This is a genomic window from Pirellulales bacterium (genome assembly GCA_036490175.1).
Classification (GTDB): domain Bacteria; phylum Planctomycetota; class Planctomycetia; order Pirellulales; family JACPPG01; genus JACPPG01.
Genome location: DASXEJ010000237.1, coordinates 1 through 13924 on the forward strand (window position 1 = coordinate 1; position 13924 = coordinate 13924).

Below are 13924 nucleotides of genomic sequence, written 5' to 3' on the forward strand. Positions count from 1 at the left end.
AGCGTCTGCGTGCTGCCCGCGTAGCCCAGAAACACCAGGTTGCGGGCGAAGGCGAGCACCTTGTCGTTCCACTCGTGGACGCCGGCAATCTCCCAGATGTTGGGCGACTCCTGGCAAATCAGCTTGAACTTGTCGCGGAGCTTGCGGTTGCTACTCAGATCGGGCGTGGCCAACAGGCACGGCGCCGGGATCGTGGCGGCTACCTTGGCCAACAGGATTTGCAGCACCAGCGTTTTGGCCAGTTGCGTGCCCCAGACCAGCGTCATTTGCTTGGTGACCGGATCATCGAACGCCCGAAACGGCCCACGCACGTACGGCGAGCGCTTGATGAGGAACGGCCCCGGCATGGGCGTGATCTGCTCGGGCAGATGCACGTTCTCTTCGGCCCATTGCTCGGTTGAAATCCGTGGCTTGGGCTCCCACGACAGTGCCCAGTCGCGCACGATCGGCGCGAGCGTCGGAGCGTAGGGCACGGATGTTTCAGCAAAAGCAATCATGGGTTTGCGATATGCGCGCAGGCGTTCACGCACTGAATGATTCGATTGGCATCGGCAAGGTTGATGGCCTCGCCACGGTGCGCCCACATCTCGACGATGGGCGACCCTTCGGCATCAAGGACGTGGTGGACTTTGAGACCGCTGATAGTCGATGGGTATGGGTCAAGTTGCCACGGGGTAGGGCTATGGCCTGGTGACGGAGATTGGCGACCAGCCCGAATTACCAGCACCGCGATATCGGGATCGAGCGAATCCTCGTGGAACTCGTCACGTTTCAGCGTTGAGTCAATAAACCACTCAACCAATACCCGGCTGAAAGGGCCATGCAGGCCGCTCACGCCCCTAACCGTCATCGTCGGGCCGCCGCTCTTGAGCCGTACTATGTCGCCAACCTTGAACTTGCTCATCCTTTGCGCTCCATTGCATCTGCCAATTGCCCGAAGGCCGTTCCGCATGCTTTACGCACGTCGTCCACGTCCGCCCGGCAATCCGCTATGAACTTGGCGACGGCGGCCTCACCGATGCCACTCGGAAGGTGTGAGGCCATGCGATCGGGCAATTGCTCGAGCTGCACCGCCGTGATGGCGATGGCTCGTTCGCCGATCGGCTTGAGAACGTCCACGCTCACGAGCTTGCCCTCGTACTCTTGTAGCTCAAGTGCTTCGCGTCGCGCACGGACACGCATAAGGTCCGCTTGGTATCGCTGCGGACTGCCGGCGCTGGCTTCCCTTGCCGCTTTCCAGGCTTCGATTCGGCCCAGGTCGTAGCGTTTGGCAGCGCAAGGCATGCCATTGTTTTTCCAGTTAAAAACCGTGCGGGAGTCGACGCCGAAGTAATTGGCGACCGCCGCCACGGTCGTGACAATGTTCGCGCCATCAACTTCTGCGTGACCGTTGTCGACCAGCCAGTCGCGGACCGCGGATGGATCAAAGCTGCGGCGATTGCCTCTGCCAGTGCACGGCAAACCCTGCCTGACCCAGGCGGCAATTTGCTTGGGGCTCGTTCCGAGTTCCGCAGCGAGTTCGGCCGCATTCATGCCGCCCCATTGACCAAACGAAGGCCTTGAAGAGGTGCATCGGATCGATTCGAATTCTCACTCGGCTCTGTATCCCGTGGAGCGACCTTTGATAGGGCGACGATTTGGTAGCCAACGACGCGCATCACCGCGGCCAAGTCCTTGGCGTCCAGCGCATCGATGGCGCTATCATCCAGTCGTGCAAGCGCCTTCGACAATCTGCTCTGATATTTGCGCAGCATGACAATGTGACGTCGACAAAGGGCGTCCAATCGGTCGGCGGCGACGGTAGATTTCGAGCCACTAGCCATTAACCACCGCCATGCTGATGAACCCCCCCGATTCACAACTTATGCAAAAATTGACCGATAACACGGGGCCCCATCCGCCCCCGCCCCCTTGGGAAGGACCCGAGCCCTATTAGGCCGCAGACCCCTATTAGGCCGGCTCAGCAGGGCTCCCAGACGCGTATTAGGCCGGTCGCAGTTCGTCATCGCGTGACCACCCATATCAACAAAGGCACGAAGCACGCCGTAACAAGAAGCATCCCGCAGCAAGTGACCACGAACGCCCGCCAAGGCGACATCGGCTGACCCATCACGGTACCTCCCTCACCGGCCCCACGAATTCGATCGTGAACACGTAGCCGTCCGTCAACGTCACGACGTACACCACTTTCGCGACAGCCGGCGCCGTGCTCAGCGCTGACCCTGGCAGCGAGTGCCGAAAGTTGTAGCCGATCGAATCAGCCGCCCAGCCTTGCAACGCGTCGAACCAGACGGACGAAGGCGTGAGCGAACTGCTCCACGTTTGAACGTCGCCGACGGTCACCGTGCACTGGATCGATTGCACGTCGGCCGTCACGTACGGCGTGCCTTCCGCGTACGGGCTCATCGGCATGTCGGCCGCTCGGGCGCACAACATGGCGTTGCTGTTCTGGACAAACTCGCCTTTGATCTGATAGCCGCGCATCAGCGGTAGACCCCTTTTGCGAGACACGCTTTGCAGGGCCGCCATGCCACGAACGTCGTGCGGTCGGATTTCGGTCGTCCGTGCTTTTCCAGCAGCTCGGGAATCATTGGATCGCGCTCAAACCAGTCGTTTGCAAACGGCCAAGCGCTTCCGGTGGCAACGTCCGCCAAATGCTGGTATTCGATCCAGCGGCCGCATTGGCGACACTCAACACTGCGTCGGCTATGGTCCACGAAGATCAACCGCGGCGGATGCGTGCAACAGTCGTGCGTATCGCGGTAGGTCTGGCGCCAGTCTTCGGCCAGTTGGTCGAGCAGCCCGAGCCACCAGCGACGGACGCCCTCTAAGATGAGCCAAGCCGGCGTTGCCGTTGGCGGGGCCGACGGAAAACACTCCAAAACACCGCGAGGGAGGATAATCTCTTCGCTAGGGAGAATGTCCATGACGTTCATGTGATCTTGCCTACGACAGCTCCCGGCAAGAAAATGGCGCCGATGACCTCCGCCGCGTGCGGCCCGGAATAGGATGGAACCTGCGTGGCCCCGGGATAATCGTCATCCAAAAAATAAAACAACAGGGACACGAGGAACGGATTCATGCGGCCACCTCGTGGAACGCAGCGACATACTGCCGAGTGGGTCGCATCTCCCGGACAGCCCGAGGCGGCGTGGTGTCGGATTGTTCGGCGGCAAGCGGCGGCATCTTAATCCGTGACGTTGTAAAAGGGCTGCCGCTCCCGGACACCTGAGAGCGGTAGCCAGTGTCCGCGCGTCTGAGGCCACGCGGACACCCTTTTCAATCCTTGCTCAAAAAGCCGGCGGGCCTGGCGGGCCGCTTACCACCGGCTATCGCGCTCCGCGGAGCGCGACGTTTGTTTATTATTTCGATCGGCCGCCAAGTCCGCCGCGGAGTGGGCCCGGCGGACGCGTTTTCTTGCGCCGCAAGGCGGTCCCCATATGTTGGCTCGCCTGTTTATCGCTCAGACCGGAGCGCTTCAATTCCAGGTGCCATCGATCGAACCAGTCGAGTTTCGGCATACCGTGCGCCCCCAGACTTAGAAGCACGATCACCGGCTGCCATCTTCTCGCATCCATGCGTTTCTCAGCGCCCGCCGGCTCGTGCTGAAAATGTTATCGGCTGGCGTGGGTGGCCTACTTCGCGCCAGGATTGGCCAACGGCGCAGCGCGGCGACTCTCGCGATACTCGCGCACCGCGGAGCACATGACCTTGAACTCGGAAAGTCGGCGCTGCTGCTCGGCCGTGATTCTGGCCGCTGGGGCCGAGTCTGTCTGAGATGTGTGCTTGCCGTTGGCGCGCATGGCACAGGATCGTAGCGCGGAGAAGACTGCTCCGTCCAACGGGCCAAAATGAATTTCACCCAAGATTGGATAAAAATCATTTCGCGTATAGCACGGCGTTTTTTGATGTTTTTTTCGCGAGTCGTCAATTTTCGGACGGTTCGGCGGCCAGACGCCCGGCATCCGGAGAGCGAGCATGACGATCAGCGCCAGGGATGCCACTGGATGCCGACAAACATAGCGGCAGGCTCATCCCGGCCTGACAGTCCATCAGCAGCGCCGTGGACGAACCATCGCTCGGCTGACCGAAGGTAATCTCGCCAGAACCGCCTGCGCGCCGATAGTCATAAAAAATGCCTGGTAGGGGTGGCATCCCGTACCAGGCAAAACCAGAAGCGCCGTGAATGGAATCTATCGGATGAAGGTTGCACTAAGGAAGCCCCGCCGCGACTCGCCCGAAAATCGGGCAGACCAGAGCGCCGCCGCCGAAAATCGCCCAAGCCAGATCGATCCAGCCGGGAGCGGCCCGATATCGCCGCGTGTGGAGTGCTGCCATGTGGTTTAGCTTGGCTGCGTCAGGCTCTCTGATGCAGCTAACCGTCGTGAGACTGGACGAGCGTTTGGCAGCGAGTGGACCGGCTTCGCCAGCCGGAATGATGGACGCAGATAAAAAGCAAATCCCAGGCAACGCCGTGCCCGACGACCTGGTGGCAAACCGGATGCGGTTCGTAACGCATTCACCTGCGATCAATCACCACTTCATTCGGTAAGTAGCTGCGCCAGCGGACTGAAATCATCGCCAACGGAAGCCGCAAGAGTACGGTTTGCCGTAAAAGGCCGGCGTCTGCGCCGCCCGTGAGATTTACACGAGTTTCCGACGATAAACCGTGGACGGCGCGCATCGGAGCATCGCCCCGCCGGCGCAACATCCAGAGCCATCTATCAAGGCACTCTGCCGCATGCCCACAAAGCCCGTGCGCCAACTCAGGCATCGCGAACTCTGGGAAGCGTACGCGGCGAGCCGTGGCGTGGATCTGCGAAACCGCCTGATCGAGTGTTACTTGCCGCTGGTGAAGGTGATCGCGACGCGAATCTGGGCGAGGCTGCCGGACTCCGTCGAGCTTGACGACCTTGTGCAGGAAGGGGTCCTCGGGTTGGTGCAGGCCGTTGAGAAGTTCGACCTGGACCGGGCAAACTGCTTCGGGACGTATGCCACGACGCGCATCCGCGGCGCCGTTCTCGATTATCTGCGATCGACCGATTGGGCACCCCGGAAGCTGCGATCCAACATTCACAAGCTGGAGCGCGCCGCCGAGAAGCTAGAGCAGCAGCACGGGCGCCGGCCCACACAAGATGAGTTGGCACAGCAGTTGAAAATCGGCGTCAAAAAACTCGAGAAGTTGCTGCTCCAAACAGCCGGTGGACGCGTGGTCAGTATCAGCGACAAGCCGCAATCCGAGACCGGCCGTGGAAGAGAAGCGACCGATGGTGAAGCCGTGGCAGATCACCGGTCGGGCGACCCGTCGCTTTCGATTCAATCGGCCGACACGATCCGCGCGCTTTTACATGGCCTCTCAGTGCGCGATCGACAAATTATCACCGAGCACTACACGCGATGGCGGTCGATTCGTGAGATCGGCAAGTCGCTCGGTCTATCCGAGTCCCGGACCTTCGAGGTTCACCGCGAAATTCTGGCGCGCATCAAGGAACGAATCGCCAGTTCCGGCCAACTCGGCGACTATTTGTGCAAGGTCGGCCGCGCTTTGGCCTCGCGGCGAGGCGTTCGACGTGAGCGCGCGGCTTAGACCCAGCCGGCCAATACCGCGCGCGTTGATTTAACCCAGTGGATCGCGGTCCGAGCTTCGGCCGGCGACCAGGTCTTCATAGTTGCGCAGATAGATCGTCGTGATGCAGTGCCCAAGCTCGGATCCGGGGCAGACGACGATCTTCACCCGTCCCATGAATTCCGGCTCTTCGTATCGGTACGCGACTGCGTCGTCTGGCACCGGAAGGGTCTGCGGTCGATTGAACGCATCCTTCAGCTCGACGAACAACCGGCCATCGCTAATGATGACGTTGGCCTGTGGAATCATGCCGTGTTCGCCGCACGGTCCGCCCTTGAGCGTGATGTCGACCGGGCGGCTTGCGATTTCTTCGAGCGTCAATCCATTGAGCAGTTGCATTCGAACCTCCGTGTAAAACTGTGGACTACCCGAGCGGCCCATCGCCGTCGAACTGAATGCGCGGCGTGGCGTTCGAAGCAGCTCGGATCGTAGAAATTAGCATCTGGCCAGAACGCCCGTCGTCGAGTTCGACGGTGAAATACTCGCCAACTTTAAACGCCCCGCCGGGATGGCTGAATACGCCCTTCCACGAGCGACTTCCTTGCGAAAGCTCGATCGGCACGCCGGTGGCGACGACGGTGCCGTCACCAGCCTTGATCGTAGCTGAGTGCATTGTTCCCACGCCTATCCTCCAAGCTTGCCGCGGTGATCGATTCCGGACTTCACAGCATCGCGGACCAAAACCACGTACTCTTCGGCTTTGATGCCGCAATGGTCGCCGTACACGTCCTCTGCGTCGGCGATGACCTGCGAGGAATCTTCATCGCCGTTGATGCCGGCAATCCAGGCATTCGATAGCCGACGCTGCAATTCAAATGACAGGGCAGGCTGCGATCCCATTCGAGCAGCGAAATCGTGGACGGCCTTCACGGCGTGCCGGCTGGCAGCGGCGTTCGCCCGATCTTCGAAACTCATCTTCTGGTCCATTCTGTTATCCCAGGCTCCGAATGGCATTGATGACTCGCCGATGCTTCCACGCCGCGGCAATCTGAGAGAATGGCCAGCATTTGGGTGCGACGTCTGCCATCCAATCGACGATTCGGCTGACTCTCATTGGAGCCCGCCTTCTTTCTTCACTTGGTTTAGGATCGCCGTCGCGAACTTCTTCAGCTCTTGCTCAACCTCAAGCCCAGGCGCGGCACTTTCCCCGTGAGTCACGCCGATCTTACGTGCGATAAGGCTTTCGATCGCGGTCGTCAACGAACATGCGGCCTTGCCGATTGCAGCGTCCAGTCCCGCCATAATGCGCCTCTTAAATCAAAAGGATTACCGTACTCCTCGGAATGCCGCTTTGGCTACGACGTCGTCATTCAGCTTTGCCAGCGCCACCTGTTTATGAAGTCGTGTGGACACTTTTTCTATATAGCCTTGGCTTTCCCGATTGGCCGCGGCCGGGGTTGATTGCGCAACTCTATCACTTTACGCCTGGGGCGCGCTCGAGGTCGCCCTGTTGCCGCAGGTTCTCGCGAATCTGTGCCTCAATAGCTTTCGTCTTCTTGTTGGCCGCTTCCATCTCCGCATCGAGCTTGCTTTTCGCTGCGACTCCTGCGTCGCTTTTAATTCCTGAGACTCTTCGAATTCGAAGCTTGAGTTTGCCTATTTCCGCTTCTAGGCCATTCTTTTCAGCGAGCAGTTCGCGATGCTTAACCCGCAGCGAGTGCCGCTCCAACTCCGACTGGGCAGTTTCTTCCCGGGCGTGGCGATCTGCGTTGGCTCCTGCATCCGCAGCGATTTTTTCTGCGCCGCCCGCTTTCACGTAGTTCACGTACAACGATTTCAGCCACCGATTGTCCGCGGCAAATTGTGCTTCAAGCTCCGTCACCTGACGACGCTCAGCCAGCTTTTGGGCGATGTCGGCCATGTGATTCAGCCGCCAAATATCTGGTTCGCCAAACCAAAGCGATAGCGTGCCGTCCGGGGTTAATTTGCCAGTCGCATTTTCGAAGCGACGCAGCGCCCGCCACCATAGACCGTCCGTCGCGCCTGTTGAGGCTCTGGCTTCGTCCAGAATGTACGGCCGGCCATCGCCGAGCAGTGCCCACCGCAGGTCATCCGCTCCAACCTCGTCGATCCGATGGTTCTTTTTGAGTTGTGCGCGCACAGCTTCAAGTCGTTTTATTCCAGCCGGCCCAAGGGCGATGTATCCGTCTTCTGATCGCTTGCGGAGGTTCGCAAGAAATGCCTCCATCACGCGCCGCTCGGATTCGCTGGCAAGCGTCGTTGCACCATGCGAAGCAATCTCGAACGCGAGTGCGTGGTCGCCAAAGGCGTACGCGCCGATCGCCGCGTCTCTGAAGGCTACGAGTTCCTTGCTATCCTCGTCAGCATTCCCATTCGCCGCAGCAAAGACCACTAGCGCCGTCAGCGCGAGCAAATTGCGGGCTGCGTTCATGTGTTTTTCCAATAGTCGGGTGCGGCTGGACGCTGCCCGGTGCACTAATTGTCGGTCCGTTTCTTGCGGCCAGCTATACGTCTCGGCGCCCGTTCGTTGCCTTGCGGTTTCTCGGCGCTCTGGCCTCGTTGAACCAATCGAGTACGTGATTTCTCCGGTTGACGTGGCTCGCTTTCGGCTGCCTTGCTCGCGCCAGCAGCCATCTGCTCGACAACGTTCATAATGTGCTTGCCGAGCACAAAATACTTGTGGCCGCATTTAAGCAGCGGAAGGCCATGTTCGCGCAATTGATTCCACGCGGTCGTCCCGAAGCCCATCCGCCGCTTGGCCTCCGCGACGGAATAGAGTTCGACAGCCGAGACCACGCCGACGATGCCATTGGGGAAAGCCGTCGCCTGGTTGGGCTTCGTGATCGCTCGCGGCGCCATTTTCTGCGCTCCGTCGTGTTAGATTGTCGCGTTCACTTCCCGGTCGTTGCGGCGCTCGGGAGGACTGTGCGAGCCATCTGTTCTCAGTTTATGCGCGCGGGCGATGCGCTACCAGCGACCGGACGCGGAAAGTTTTTTCGAGCGCGTAATTGACAACTGCCGTCGCTCTCGGCAATGATGGTTGCACTAAAGCGCGTTCGTCCAGTACGGTTTTCCAATGACGTATCGAAACAGCCCCCGGGCTCGACTGCTTGCGAGCGGTATCCAAGCTGGTCCACGCAGGTGGACCATATGGCAAGGACCGCCGGGTTCTCTGGACGCCATCTTTGGATGGCGGACGCGCACCCAGTACCGAGTAGTCGAGCCCGGGGGCTTTTTGTGCGCGTTGGAGTGACCGAGAGAACCAATGCTACCACATTGGCCGGGCTCGTCCCGGGTGCGCCCGTACACACCAGCGGGCGCTTTTTCTTTTCTTTCCGCGCGCCGGAAAGGGCTTCCAAAATGGAAAGCCAAATCTACCAGGGCAAGTTGGCCAGCGTCTCGGATTCTGACGCCGAACTTCGCTTAAGGGCACTGGCCAATGTCGCAATCGTCGACAGCGTGACGGGGTTCGACAAGCAGGTCCTCGGTCCGTTTTCGCTCGTGGTCGCGCATGCAGTTGCGCGCGGGTACAACGGGGCCTGCGAGAAGGAGACGGTTCTCACGGACGATGGCGTTGCGATTATCCGCGCGTACTATCGATCGGAGGCGCAGTATCGCGTCGGAATGCGTGCCGAAGGCGTCAAGGGCGGCTACGTCGGCATTGGGCGCCCGCTTGACGCCGACACTGCCTGTCGCATCGCCGACCTGCTCGGTCCGGAAGGCGAGTTTGCAATTCTCGGACCAGGGCACGAACAGAACCCCGTTCGCGAGCAACGCCGAAAGGCACGCGCAGCACGGTAGCCGCGAGCTGTCAGCGCACCATCCTTGCACCCACCAACCACCAACTATCTCGCGCGGGGCCAACTCCACTTACGAGCGAGCCCAACTATGCCTCACGTAAAGGTCATCTCCGTTGCGGGCCGGGAAAATCTCGTCCTGCGCTGGCTGGATCCAATCACTGGCCAATGGAAGCAACGAACTGCTGGTACGGCCAACCGTCGCAGAGCCGATCGCGTAGCTGCGGACCTTGAAGCAGAAATTGCGGCCGGCAAGTATTCCACGCGAGATATCTCGTGGTCGGATTTTCGCACTCGCTACGAAGAAGAGCAGGCCGTGTTCCTGGGCGCCAAGACGCAAGGCATCGCCTCGACGGCCATGAATCAGCTTGAGGTTCTGCTGCGGCCCAAGCGGCTTGCCGACGTCACGACTGCCGCGCTGTCGACTCTGCAAGCCAGGATGAAAAACGCCGGACTACGGGATGCGACGATCGGCGGCTACTTGGGACACATCTCGGCTGCGTTGAAGTGGAGCGCGGACATCGGACTACTGGCCAAGGTGCCACGCGTTCGGAGGCTGCGCGGGTCGAAGGGCCGTGATAGCCTAGCCCGGGGCCGGCCGCTGACGCAGGACGAGTTCGACGCCATGCTAGCCAAGGTGCCCGACGTGCGCCCCGGCGACGCCGAGCGATGGAAACGGTATCTGACCGGGCTCTGGCTGAGCGGACTCCGCCTCGGCGAATCGCTGGCCCTGGGGTGGGATGATGCGGCAGCGATCAAGGTCGACCTGTCGGGCCGGCATCCGCGCTTCCGCATTTGGGCCGAAGCCGAGAAGGGCCGGCGTGATCGCCTGCTGGCCATGACGCCCGACTTCGCCGAGCTGATCTTGAAGACTCCCGACAGCGAGCGGCGCGGCTTGGTGTTCCCGCTCGGCCGGCAGCCTGGCGAGCAGATGACCGACAAGCGCGTGTCGCGTGCAATCACCGAGATCGGCCGGATGGCCGGCGTGATCGTCAACCAAGACCAGGACAAGCCGGCCAGTGCTCACGACATGCGGCGATCGTTCGCGACACGCTGGGCCAGTCGTGTGATGCCCGCCCTGCTCCAAAAGCTTCTCCGGCACGCATCGATTGAAACCACGCTCAAATACTACGTCGGCCTGGACGCCGACGACATGGCCGATGGGTTGTGGCAGAAATGGGGCGACGGTGAACGTTGAAGTCGGCCTGGTTGCTGGAGCGGCATTCGCGCCCGATCATGATCCAGACCTAAAAGGCCAGCCTCGCGAGACCTGGCTGGCATGCCTGCGGAGGCTTCCGGGGCGAAGTTCAGGAGCAATGGCATGGCCAGGATCAAAGTAGCCGGAGACGGGCCGCTTGATGGCCGCGAGATTCTGATTGGCGCGAATTCGGATTTCGGGAGGCACTTCGCGACAGTGTCGGATGGTGATGAAATTCTATATCACGGGCATTGGTGGACGATCTCACACGAATCCGGTGCCGACGCAGAAGTCGTTCGCCTCAAGCATCTCAGGTCCGATTGCTTGGAAATCAAGAGCGCTGCCGGAAGGCGGCTCGCCGGGGCAATCGGCGACGTGATGGTTCTGCTCGGTTCGGTCGAGCAGGCTGGCCAACTGCTTCTGGATGTAGACCGTCGTGCGTTGCTCAAGCGAACCGCCGACCTTGCGAAATGGCTGACTGGCGACTTTGATTGGCCGTCGCCGAGTTTGCTTCGGCCGGTGATCGATGAGCTGCAACGCGCGATCGACCGTCAGCCGAAACTGCCATGAGAGGACGAAATCCGAATGGTGGCCGAGCGAGACACTGGCTGCGAAATTATCGACCGCGACGGAGTCTATTTTTGGGGCACCCAGTCGCCAGGGTTCGCCGCCCATGTGCGCAAAATGAAGCGCGGGCGCCGAAAGATGCTCGATGGCATTTACCTCGGGCCAGTGGGCGCATCGTCGGAAAAATTCGCCGAGCTATTTCGTTCCACTTGGAAGCAGATTCCACGCCGCCATCGGGGCCTTCTGCGTGAGCACTGGCGGTCCGTGCCGATCGCCCAATATTGGGCACCGGAAATTCAAATCGGTATCTGGGAGAACTGTGAATATCGAACGCTGGGAGTTTGCCAGAACAAGGGTCGTAGGTTCGTGTTTCTTCCGGAAGCCATCGACAAATTTCCGGACGAGAACGTTCGGGAACTAATTGCGCACGAGCTTGCGCATGCGGTGCAACATGCCAGTGGTTGGTTCGACTACAGAGTTCCAGATGGCATGCCCCGCAATTTGGACCGGAATGAGGCTGAGGCGGATATGCTCATGGCGTACTGGGGCTTTAAGCCGGATGCGCTCGACGACTGCTTCGGGCTGTTGAGTGAGAGATAATGGACGTCGAAGGGCTGACGCCGATGGGACGAGCTGTCCATCTCGAAAGAGCTCCAGTGCGGTTCGTCGGCGGGCCCTGGCACAATCGCCACGTCTGCGCCCGTGGCGAGACAGATATTTTAGTCCCGCCAAATATCGGCCCGTTCACGGGGCTCGTCCGCTCCGATGTCGTGCCGCGCCCACCACCGCCCTCGTACTATCGATTAAGAATGATGCGCACCGAGCACGGAGCCGTATTCTTCGAATATCATCTCGACGGGTCGGACGGCGCTCCGGCCGATCAACTCGACAACGCGGACCAGGATAACGCCCGGCGAGCCGATCAGGCCTTGTCCGCCTATTATTGGCGCGTCATCCTCACGGCTTTGAGGCATTCGCGGCATAATACCCGCTTGGCGGGAAGGCCCGATCCGCGGTAGTTGCTGGAGCAGCACCATGTCCCTATTCTCCGATCAGAGTCGCTTGGATTCCATCGGAGTCGCTCATGAGCCGGCATTCAACCGTCAAGCCGCATTGCCAGAACTCAGACAACGCCCGGCAGCGGGGCACCGCACGCGACGCGCTGCTCATCACGGCCAACGAAGCGGCCGCGATGCTCACGGTCTGCACGAAGACATTGCAGCGCATCACGAGCAAAAAGCTAATCCCCGTCGTGCGCCTCGGGGCGAGCGTGCGCTACCGCCCAGCGGACGTGATCGCGTATATTGACCGGCTGGCCGCGGAGTCGGTAGATCAACACAAAGAGGCAAGCTAATGGCCAGCATCTCGACGGCCGCGGATGGCTCGCGGCGATTGCTTTTCATCGGCGCCGATGGCAAGCGCCGCGCGCTGCGGCTCGGAAAAGCCACCGACCGCGACGCGGCGCGCTGGTGCGACAAGGTCACCAGCCTGGAGCTTTGCGCGAAATTCGGCAATCCACTCGACCGTGAGCTTGAGGCCTGGGCTGCAAAAATCCCAGCCTCGTTGCATGACCGCCTATCGGATGCTGGCCTATTGATTCCGCGGCCTGGCAAGCTGCCGCTGACGTTGGCCGCGTTCATTGAGCGGTACGTCGCCAGCCGCGTGGACGTGAAGCCGGCGACGAAAGAGGTTTGGCGCCAGGGCGAGAAGGGCCTGATCGATTTTCTCGGGTCGGATCGCAAGCTCGCCAGGATCACGGCTGGGGATGCCGACGAATACCGGCTGCACATGATCGCGGCCGGCCTGTCGCCGATGACCATCCGCAAGAGGCTCCAGTTCTCGAAGACCATCTTCCGCTCGGCCATGCGACACAAGGCCATCGCTGACAATCCGTTCGAGGACATCCAGGTCAAGGCGACGATGCCAGACCGCAGTCGCTTTGTATCGATCGATGAGACCGAGCGGATGCTCGACGCTTGCCCGGACCAGGATTGGCGGTCGATCATCGCGTTGGCGAGGTACGGAGGCCTGCGGTGCCCAAGCGAAGTGCTTTCCATTGCCTGGTCCGACGTCGACTGGGAGCGTGAGACCGTTCGCGTGCCAAGCCCAAAGACGGCCCATCACCCCGGCAAAGAATCTCGGGTCATCCCGCTGTTTCCGCTGCTTCGGCCGACGCTCGAAGATGCGCTCGAGCTGGCCCCGAAAGACGCGGTCCTCATCGTCAACGAAAGGTTCCGCCGCGCGGCTGTTGGCAAGGCCGGCTGGCGGAACTGCAACCTCCGCACCACGTTCGAGAAGATCATCAAGCGTGCCGGCCTGGAGCCCTGGCCGCGGCTGTTCCATAACCTCAGATCGTCACGGCAGACCGAGCTTGCCGAGACGCTGCCGAGCCACGTGGTATGCAGCTTTATGGGCAACAGCGAGGACATCGCTAAGCGGCACTATTTGCAGGTGACTCCGGAGCACTTAGCCCGGGCAATCGCCGACGACGCCGCCAGGTGGTGTACGCGCATTTGTACGCGCGCCCGCGACGACTCGACGGAACCGGAAGGGACCACGGAAGACACAAACCCCGGAAAATCCCGCGATATTCGCACTCGGTCCACCGTAGTCCTTTCTAGTTCGCTTATTCATGCGGATGGGGAGGGATTCGAACCCCCGGTAGACTTGCGCCTACAGCAGTTTTCAAGACTGCCGCCTTAGACCACTCGGCCACCCATCCGAAGATGCCCTCGAAAAAGGGCCCTCGTCATCGAGTCTGGCGAAATTGCGGCT

Annotated in this window: 24 protein-coding genes and 1 tRNA gene; 8 read left to right on the forward strand and 17 right to left on the reverse strand. The window is 60.7% G+C overall.

The genetic code is table 11. The features are described 5' to 3' along the window. From VGG64_17315 to VGG64_17350, 8 genes are all read right to left on the reverse strand, one after another. The coding region (locus VGG64_17315; GenBank protein HEY1601365.1) for a phage terminase large subunit family protein at positions 1-497 on the reverse strand (497 nt) is incomplete at its 3' end. Beyond that, the gene (locus VGG64_17320; GenBank protein HEY1601366.1) at positions 494-904 is read right to left on the reverse strand and encodes a DUF2158 domain-containing protein; all 411 of its coding nucleotides are present in this window, start codon (positions 902-904) and stop codon (positions 494-496) included. The genes VGG64_17315 and VGG64_17320, both read right to left, overlap by 4 nt. After that, positions 901-1533: a helix-turn-helix domain-containing protein gene (locus VGG64_17325; protein ID HEY1601367.1), complete on the reverse strand. Its 633-nt coding sequence runs from the start codon at positions 1531-1533 to the stop codon at positions 901-903. Before VGG64_17325 ends, VGG64_17320 begins: the two co-directional genes overlap by 4 nt. A 576-nt stretch (positions 1534-2109) precedes the next feature. Then, a complete protein-coding gene (locus tag VGG64_17330) occupies positions 2110-2484 on the reverse strand; it encodes a hypothetical protein (GenBank protein ID HEY1601368.1) in 375 nt (124 codons plus the stop codon). After that, complete coding sequence (locus VGG64_17335) at positions 2484-2927, reverse strand: hypothetical protein (GenBank protein HEY1601369.1); 444 nt, start codon at positions 2925-2927, stop codon at positions 2484-2486. Before VGG64_17335 ends, VGG64_17330 begins: the two co-directional genes overlap by 1 nt. Before the next feature lie 5 nt (positions 2928-2932). Next, a complete protein-coding gene (locus VGG64_17340) occupies positions 2933-3082 on the reverse strand; it encodes a hypothetical protein (protein HEY1601370.1) in 150 nt (49 codons plus the stop codon). A gap of 280 nt (positions 3083-3362) precedes the next feature. After that, complete coding sequence (locus VGG64_17345) at positions 3363-3578, reverse strand: hypothetical protein (protein HEY1601371.1); 216 nt, start codon at positions 3576-3578, stop codon at positions 3363-3365. A gap of 57 nt (positions 3579-3635) precedes the next feature. Continuing rightward, positions 3636-3803 (reverse strand): hypothetical protein, encoded by a 168-nt coding sequence (locus VGG64_17350; GenBank protein ID HEY1601372.1) that lies wholly within the window; start codon positions 3801-3803, stop codon positions 3636-3638. A 533-nt stretch (positions 3804-4336) separates the two neighbouring features. Here VGG64_17350 and VGG64_17355 point away from each other — a divergent pair. Both VGG64_17355 and VGG64_17360 read left to right on the forward strand, forming a co-directional pair. After that, positions 4337-4552 (forward strand): hypothetical protein, encoded by a 216-nt coding sequence (locus tag VGG64_17355; GenBank protein HEY1601373.1) that lies wholly within the window; start codon positions 4337-4339, stop codon positions 4550-4552. A 189-nt stretch (positions 4553-4741) separates the two neighbouring features. Further along, positions 4742-5587, forward strand: a complete 846-nt coding sequence (locus tag VGG64_17360; GenBank protein HEY1601374.1) for a FliA/WhiG family RNA polymerase sigma factor — start codon at positions 4742-4744, stop codon at positions 5585-5587. 30 nt (positions 5588-5617) lie between these two features. On the opposite strand, the gene VGG64_17365 is transcribed toward VGG64_17360, so the two are convergent. The 6 genes from VGG64_17365 to VGG64_17390 form a co-directional block, all read right to left on the reverse strand. Beyond that, complete coding sequence (locus VGG64_17365) at positions 5618-5965, reverse strand: hypothetical protein (protein HEY1601375.1); 348 nt, start codon at positions 5963-5965, stop codon at positions 5618-5620. A gap of 25 nt (positions 5966-5990) precedes the next feature. Further along, positions 5991-6239: a hypothetical protein gene (locus VGG64_17370; protein HEY1601376.1), complete on the reverse strand. Its 249-nt coding sequence runs from the start codon at positions 6237-6239 to the stop codon at positions 5991-5993. Between the two features lie 11 nt (positions 6240-6250). Next, positions 6251-6553 (reverse strand): hypothetical protein, encoded by a 303-nt coding sequence (locus tag VGG64_17375; protein ID HEY1601377.1) that lies wholly within the window; start codon positions 6551-6553, stop codon positions 6251-6253. 123 nt (positions 6554-6676) lie between these two features. Continuing rightward, positions 6677-6868, reverse strand: a complete 192-nt coding sequence (locus VGG64_17380; GenBank protein HEY1601378.1) for a hypothetical protein — start codon at positions 6866-6868, stop codon at positions 6677-6679. Positions 6869-7040: 172 nt separating this feature from the next. Then, positions 7041-8018: a hypothetical protein gene (locus VGG64_17385; GenBank protein HEY1601379.1), complete on the reverse strand. Its 978-nt coding sequence runs from the start codon at positions 8016-8018 to the stop codon at positions 7041-7043. Positions 8019-8062: 44 nt separating this feature from the next. Further along, entirely contained in the window at positions 8063-8446 is a 384-nt protein-coding gene (locus VGG64_17390; GenBank protein ID HEY1601380.1) for a hypothetical protein, read from the reverse strand. Between the two features lie 501 nt (positions 8447-8947). Between VGG64_17390 and VGG64_17395 the strand changes: the two genes are divergently transcribed. The 6 genes from VGG64_17395 (at position 8948) to VGG64_17420 (ending at position 12503) form a co-directional block, all read left to right on the forward strand. Next, positions 8948-9388: a hypothetical protein gene (locus tag VGG64_17395; protein ID HEY1601381.1), complete on the forward strand. Its 441-nt coding sequence runs from the start codon at positions 8948-8950 to the stop codon at positions 9386-9388. Between the two features lie 87 nt (positions 9389-9475). After that, entirely contained in the window at positions 9476-10582 is a 1107-nt protein-coding gene (locus VGG64_17400; GenBank protein ID HEY1601382.1) for a tyrosine-type recombinase/integrase, read from the forward strand. A 324-nt stretch (positions 10583-10906) separates the two neighbouring features. Beyond that, a complete protein-coding gene (locus VGG64_17405; GenBank protein HEY1601383.1) occupies positions 10907-11152 on the forward strand; it encodes a hypothetical protein in 246 nt (81 codons plus the stop codon). Positions 11153-11167: 15 nt separating this feature from the next. Beyond that, on the forward strand, positions 11168-11749 hold the full coding sequence (locus VGG64_17410; protein HEY1601384.1) for a hypothetical protein: 582 nt from the start codon (positions 11168-11170) through the stop codon (positions 11747-11749). A gap of 209 nt (positions 11750-11958) precedes the next feature. Next, the gene (locus tag VGG64_17415) at positions 11959-12168 is read left to right on the forward strand and encodes a hypothetical protein (GenBank protein HEY1601385.1); all 210 of its coding nucleotides are present in this window, start codon (positions 11959-11961) and stop codon (positions 12166-12168) included. 65 nt (positions 12169-12233) lie between these two features. Then, positions 12234-12503 carry a helix-turn-helix domain-containing protein gene (locus tag VGG64_17420; protein HEY1601386.1) on the forward strand — a complete coding sequence of 90 codons (270 nt, stop codon included), beginning with the start codon at positions 12234-12236 and terminating at the stop codon, positions 12501-12503. Here VGG64_17420 and VGG64_17425 read toward each other — a convergent pair. The 3 genes from VGG64_17425 to VGG64_17435 form a co-directional block, all read right to left on the reverse strand. Further along, entirely contained in the window at positions 12500-12718 is a 219-nt protein-coding gene (locus VGG64_17425; protein HEY1601387.1) for a hypothetical protein, read from the reverse strand. The genes VGG64_17420 and VGG64_17425 overlap by 4 nt on opposite strands. Before the next feature lie 21 nt (positions 12719-12739). Beyond that, a complete protein-coding gene (locus VGG64_17430; protein ID HEY1601388.1) occupies positions 12740-13492 on the reverse strand; it encodes a hypothetical protein in 753 nt (250 codons plus the stop codon). 292 nt (positions 13493-13784) lie between these two features. Beyond that, positions 13785-13871, reverse strand: a tRNA-Ser gene (locus VGG64_17435). Between the last annotated feature and the right edge of the window lie 53 nt (positions 13872-13924).

Coding starts and splice junctions, on each gene's coding strand:
- VGG64_17320 (HEY1601366.1), bottom strand. CDS start 904: ATGAGCAAGTTCAAGGTTGGCGACATAGTACGGCTCAAGAGCGGCGGC.
- VGG64_17330 (HEY1601368.1), bottom strand. CDS start 2,484: ATGCGCGGCTATCAGATCAAAGGCGAGTTTGTCCAGAACAGCAACGCC.
- VGG64_17420 (HEY1601386.1), top strand. CDS start 12,234: ATGAGCCGGCATTCAACCGTCAAGCCGCATTGCCAGAACTCAGACAAC.
- VGG64_17395 (HEY1601381.1), top strand. CDS start 8,948: ATGGAAAGCCAAATCTACCAGGGCAAGTTGGCCAGCGTCTCGGATTCT.
- VGG64_17340 (HEY1601370.1), bottom strand. CDS start 3,082: ATGAATCCGTTCCTCGTGTCCCTGTTGTTTTATTTTTTGGATGACGAT.
- VGG64_17385 (HEY1601379.1), bottom strand. CDS start 8,018: ATGAACGCAGCCCGCAATTTGCTCGCGCTGACGGCGCTAGTGGTCTTT.
- VGG64_17345 (HEY1601371.1), bottom strand. CDS start 3,578: ATGGATGCGAGAAGATGGCAGCCGGTGATCGTGCTTCTAAGTCTGGGG.
- VGG64_17415 (HEY1601385.1), top strand. CDS start 11,959: ATGATGCGCACCGAGCACGGAGCCGTATTCTTCGAATATCATCTCGAC.
- VGG64_17350 (HEY1601372.1), bottom strand. CDS start 3,803: ATGCGCGCCAACGGCAAGCACACATCTCAGACAGACTCGGCCCCAGCG.
- VGG64_17410 (HEY1601384.1), top strand. CDS start 11,168: ATGGTGGCCGAGCGAGACACTGGCTGCGAAATTATCGACCGCGACGGA.
- VGG64_17325 (HEY1601367.1), bottom strand. CDS start 1,533: ATGAATGCGGCCGAACTCGCTGCGGAACTCGGAACGAGCCCCAAGCAA.
- VGG64_17355 (HEY1601373.1), top strand. CDS start 4,337: ATGTGGTTTAGCTTGGCTGCGTCAGGCTCTCTGATGCAGCTAACCGTC.
- VGG64_17380 (HEY1601378.1), bottom strand. CDS start 6,868: ATGGCGGGACTGGACGCTGCAATCGGCAAGGCCGCATGTTCGTTGACG.
- VGG64_17365 (HEY1601375.1), bottom strand. CDS start 5,965: ATGCAACTGCTCAATGGATTGACGCTCGAAGAAATCGCAAGCCGCCCG.
- VGG64_17335 (HEY1601369.1), bottom strand. CDS start 2,927: ATGGACATTCTCCCTAGCGAAGAGATTATCCTCCCTCGCGGTGTTTTG.
- VGG64_17430 (HEY1601388.1), bottom strand. CDS start 13,492: ATGGAACAGCCGCGGCCAGGGCTCCAGGCCGGCACGCTTGATGATCTT.
- VGG64_17360 (HEY1601374.1), top strand. CDS start 4,742: ATGCCCACAAAGCCCGTGCGCCAACTCAGGCATCGCGAACTCTGGGAA.
- VGG64_17425 (HEY1601387.1), bottom strand. CDS start 12,718: ATGCAACGAGGCTGGGATTTTTGCAGCCCAGGCCTCAAGCTCACGGTC.
- VGG64_17390 (HEY1601380.1), bottom strand. CDS start 8,446: ATGGCGCCGCGAGCGATCACGAAGCCCAACCAGGCGACGGCTTTCCCC.
- VGG64_17370 (HEY1601376.1), bottom strand. CDS start 6,239: ATGCACTCAGCTACGATCAAGGCTGGTGACGGCACCGTCGTCGCCACC.
- VGG64_17375 (HEY1601377.1), bottom strand. CDS start 6,553: ATGGACCAGAAGATGAGTTTCGAAGATCGGGCGAACGCCGCTGCCAGC.
- VGG64_17400 (HEY1601382.1), top strand. CDS start 9,476: ATGCCTCACGTAAAGGTCATCTCCGTTGCGGGCCGGGAAAATCTCGTC.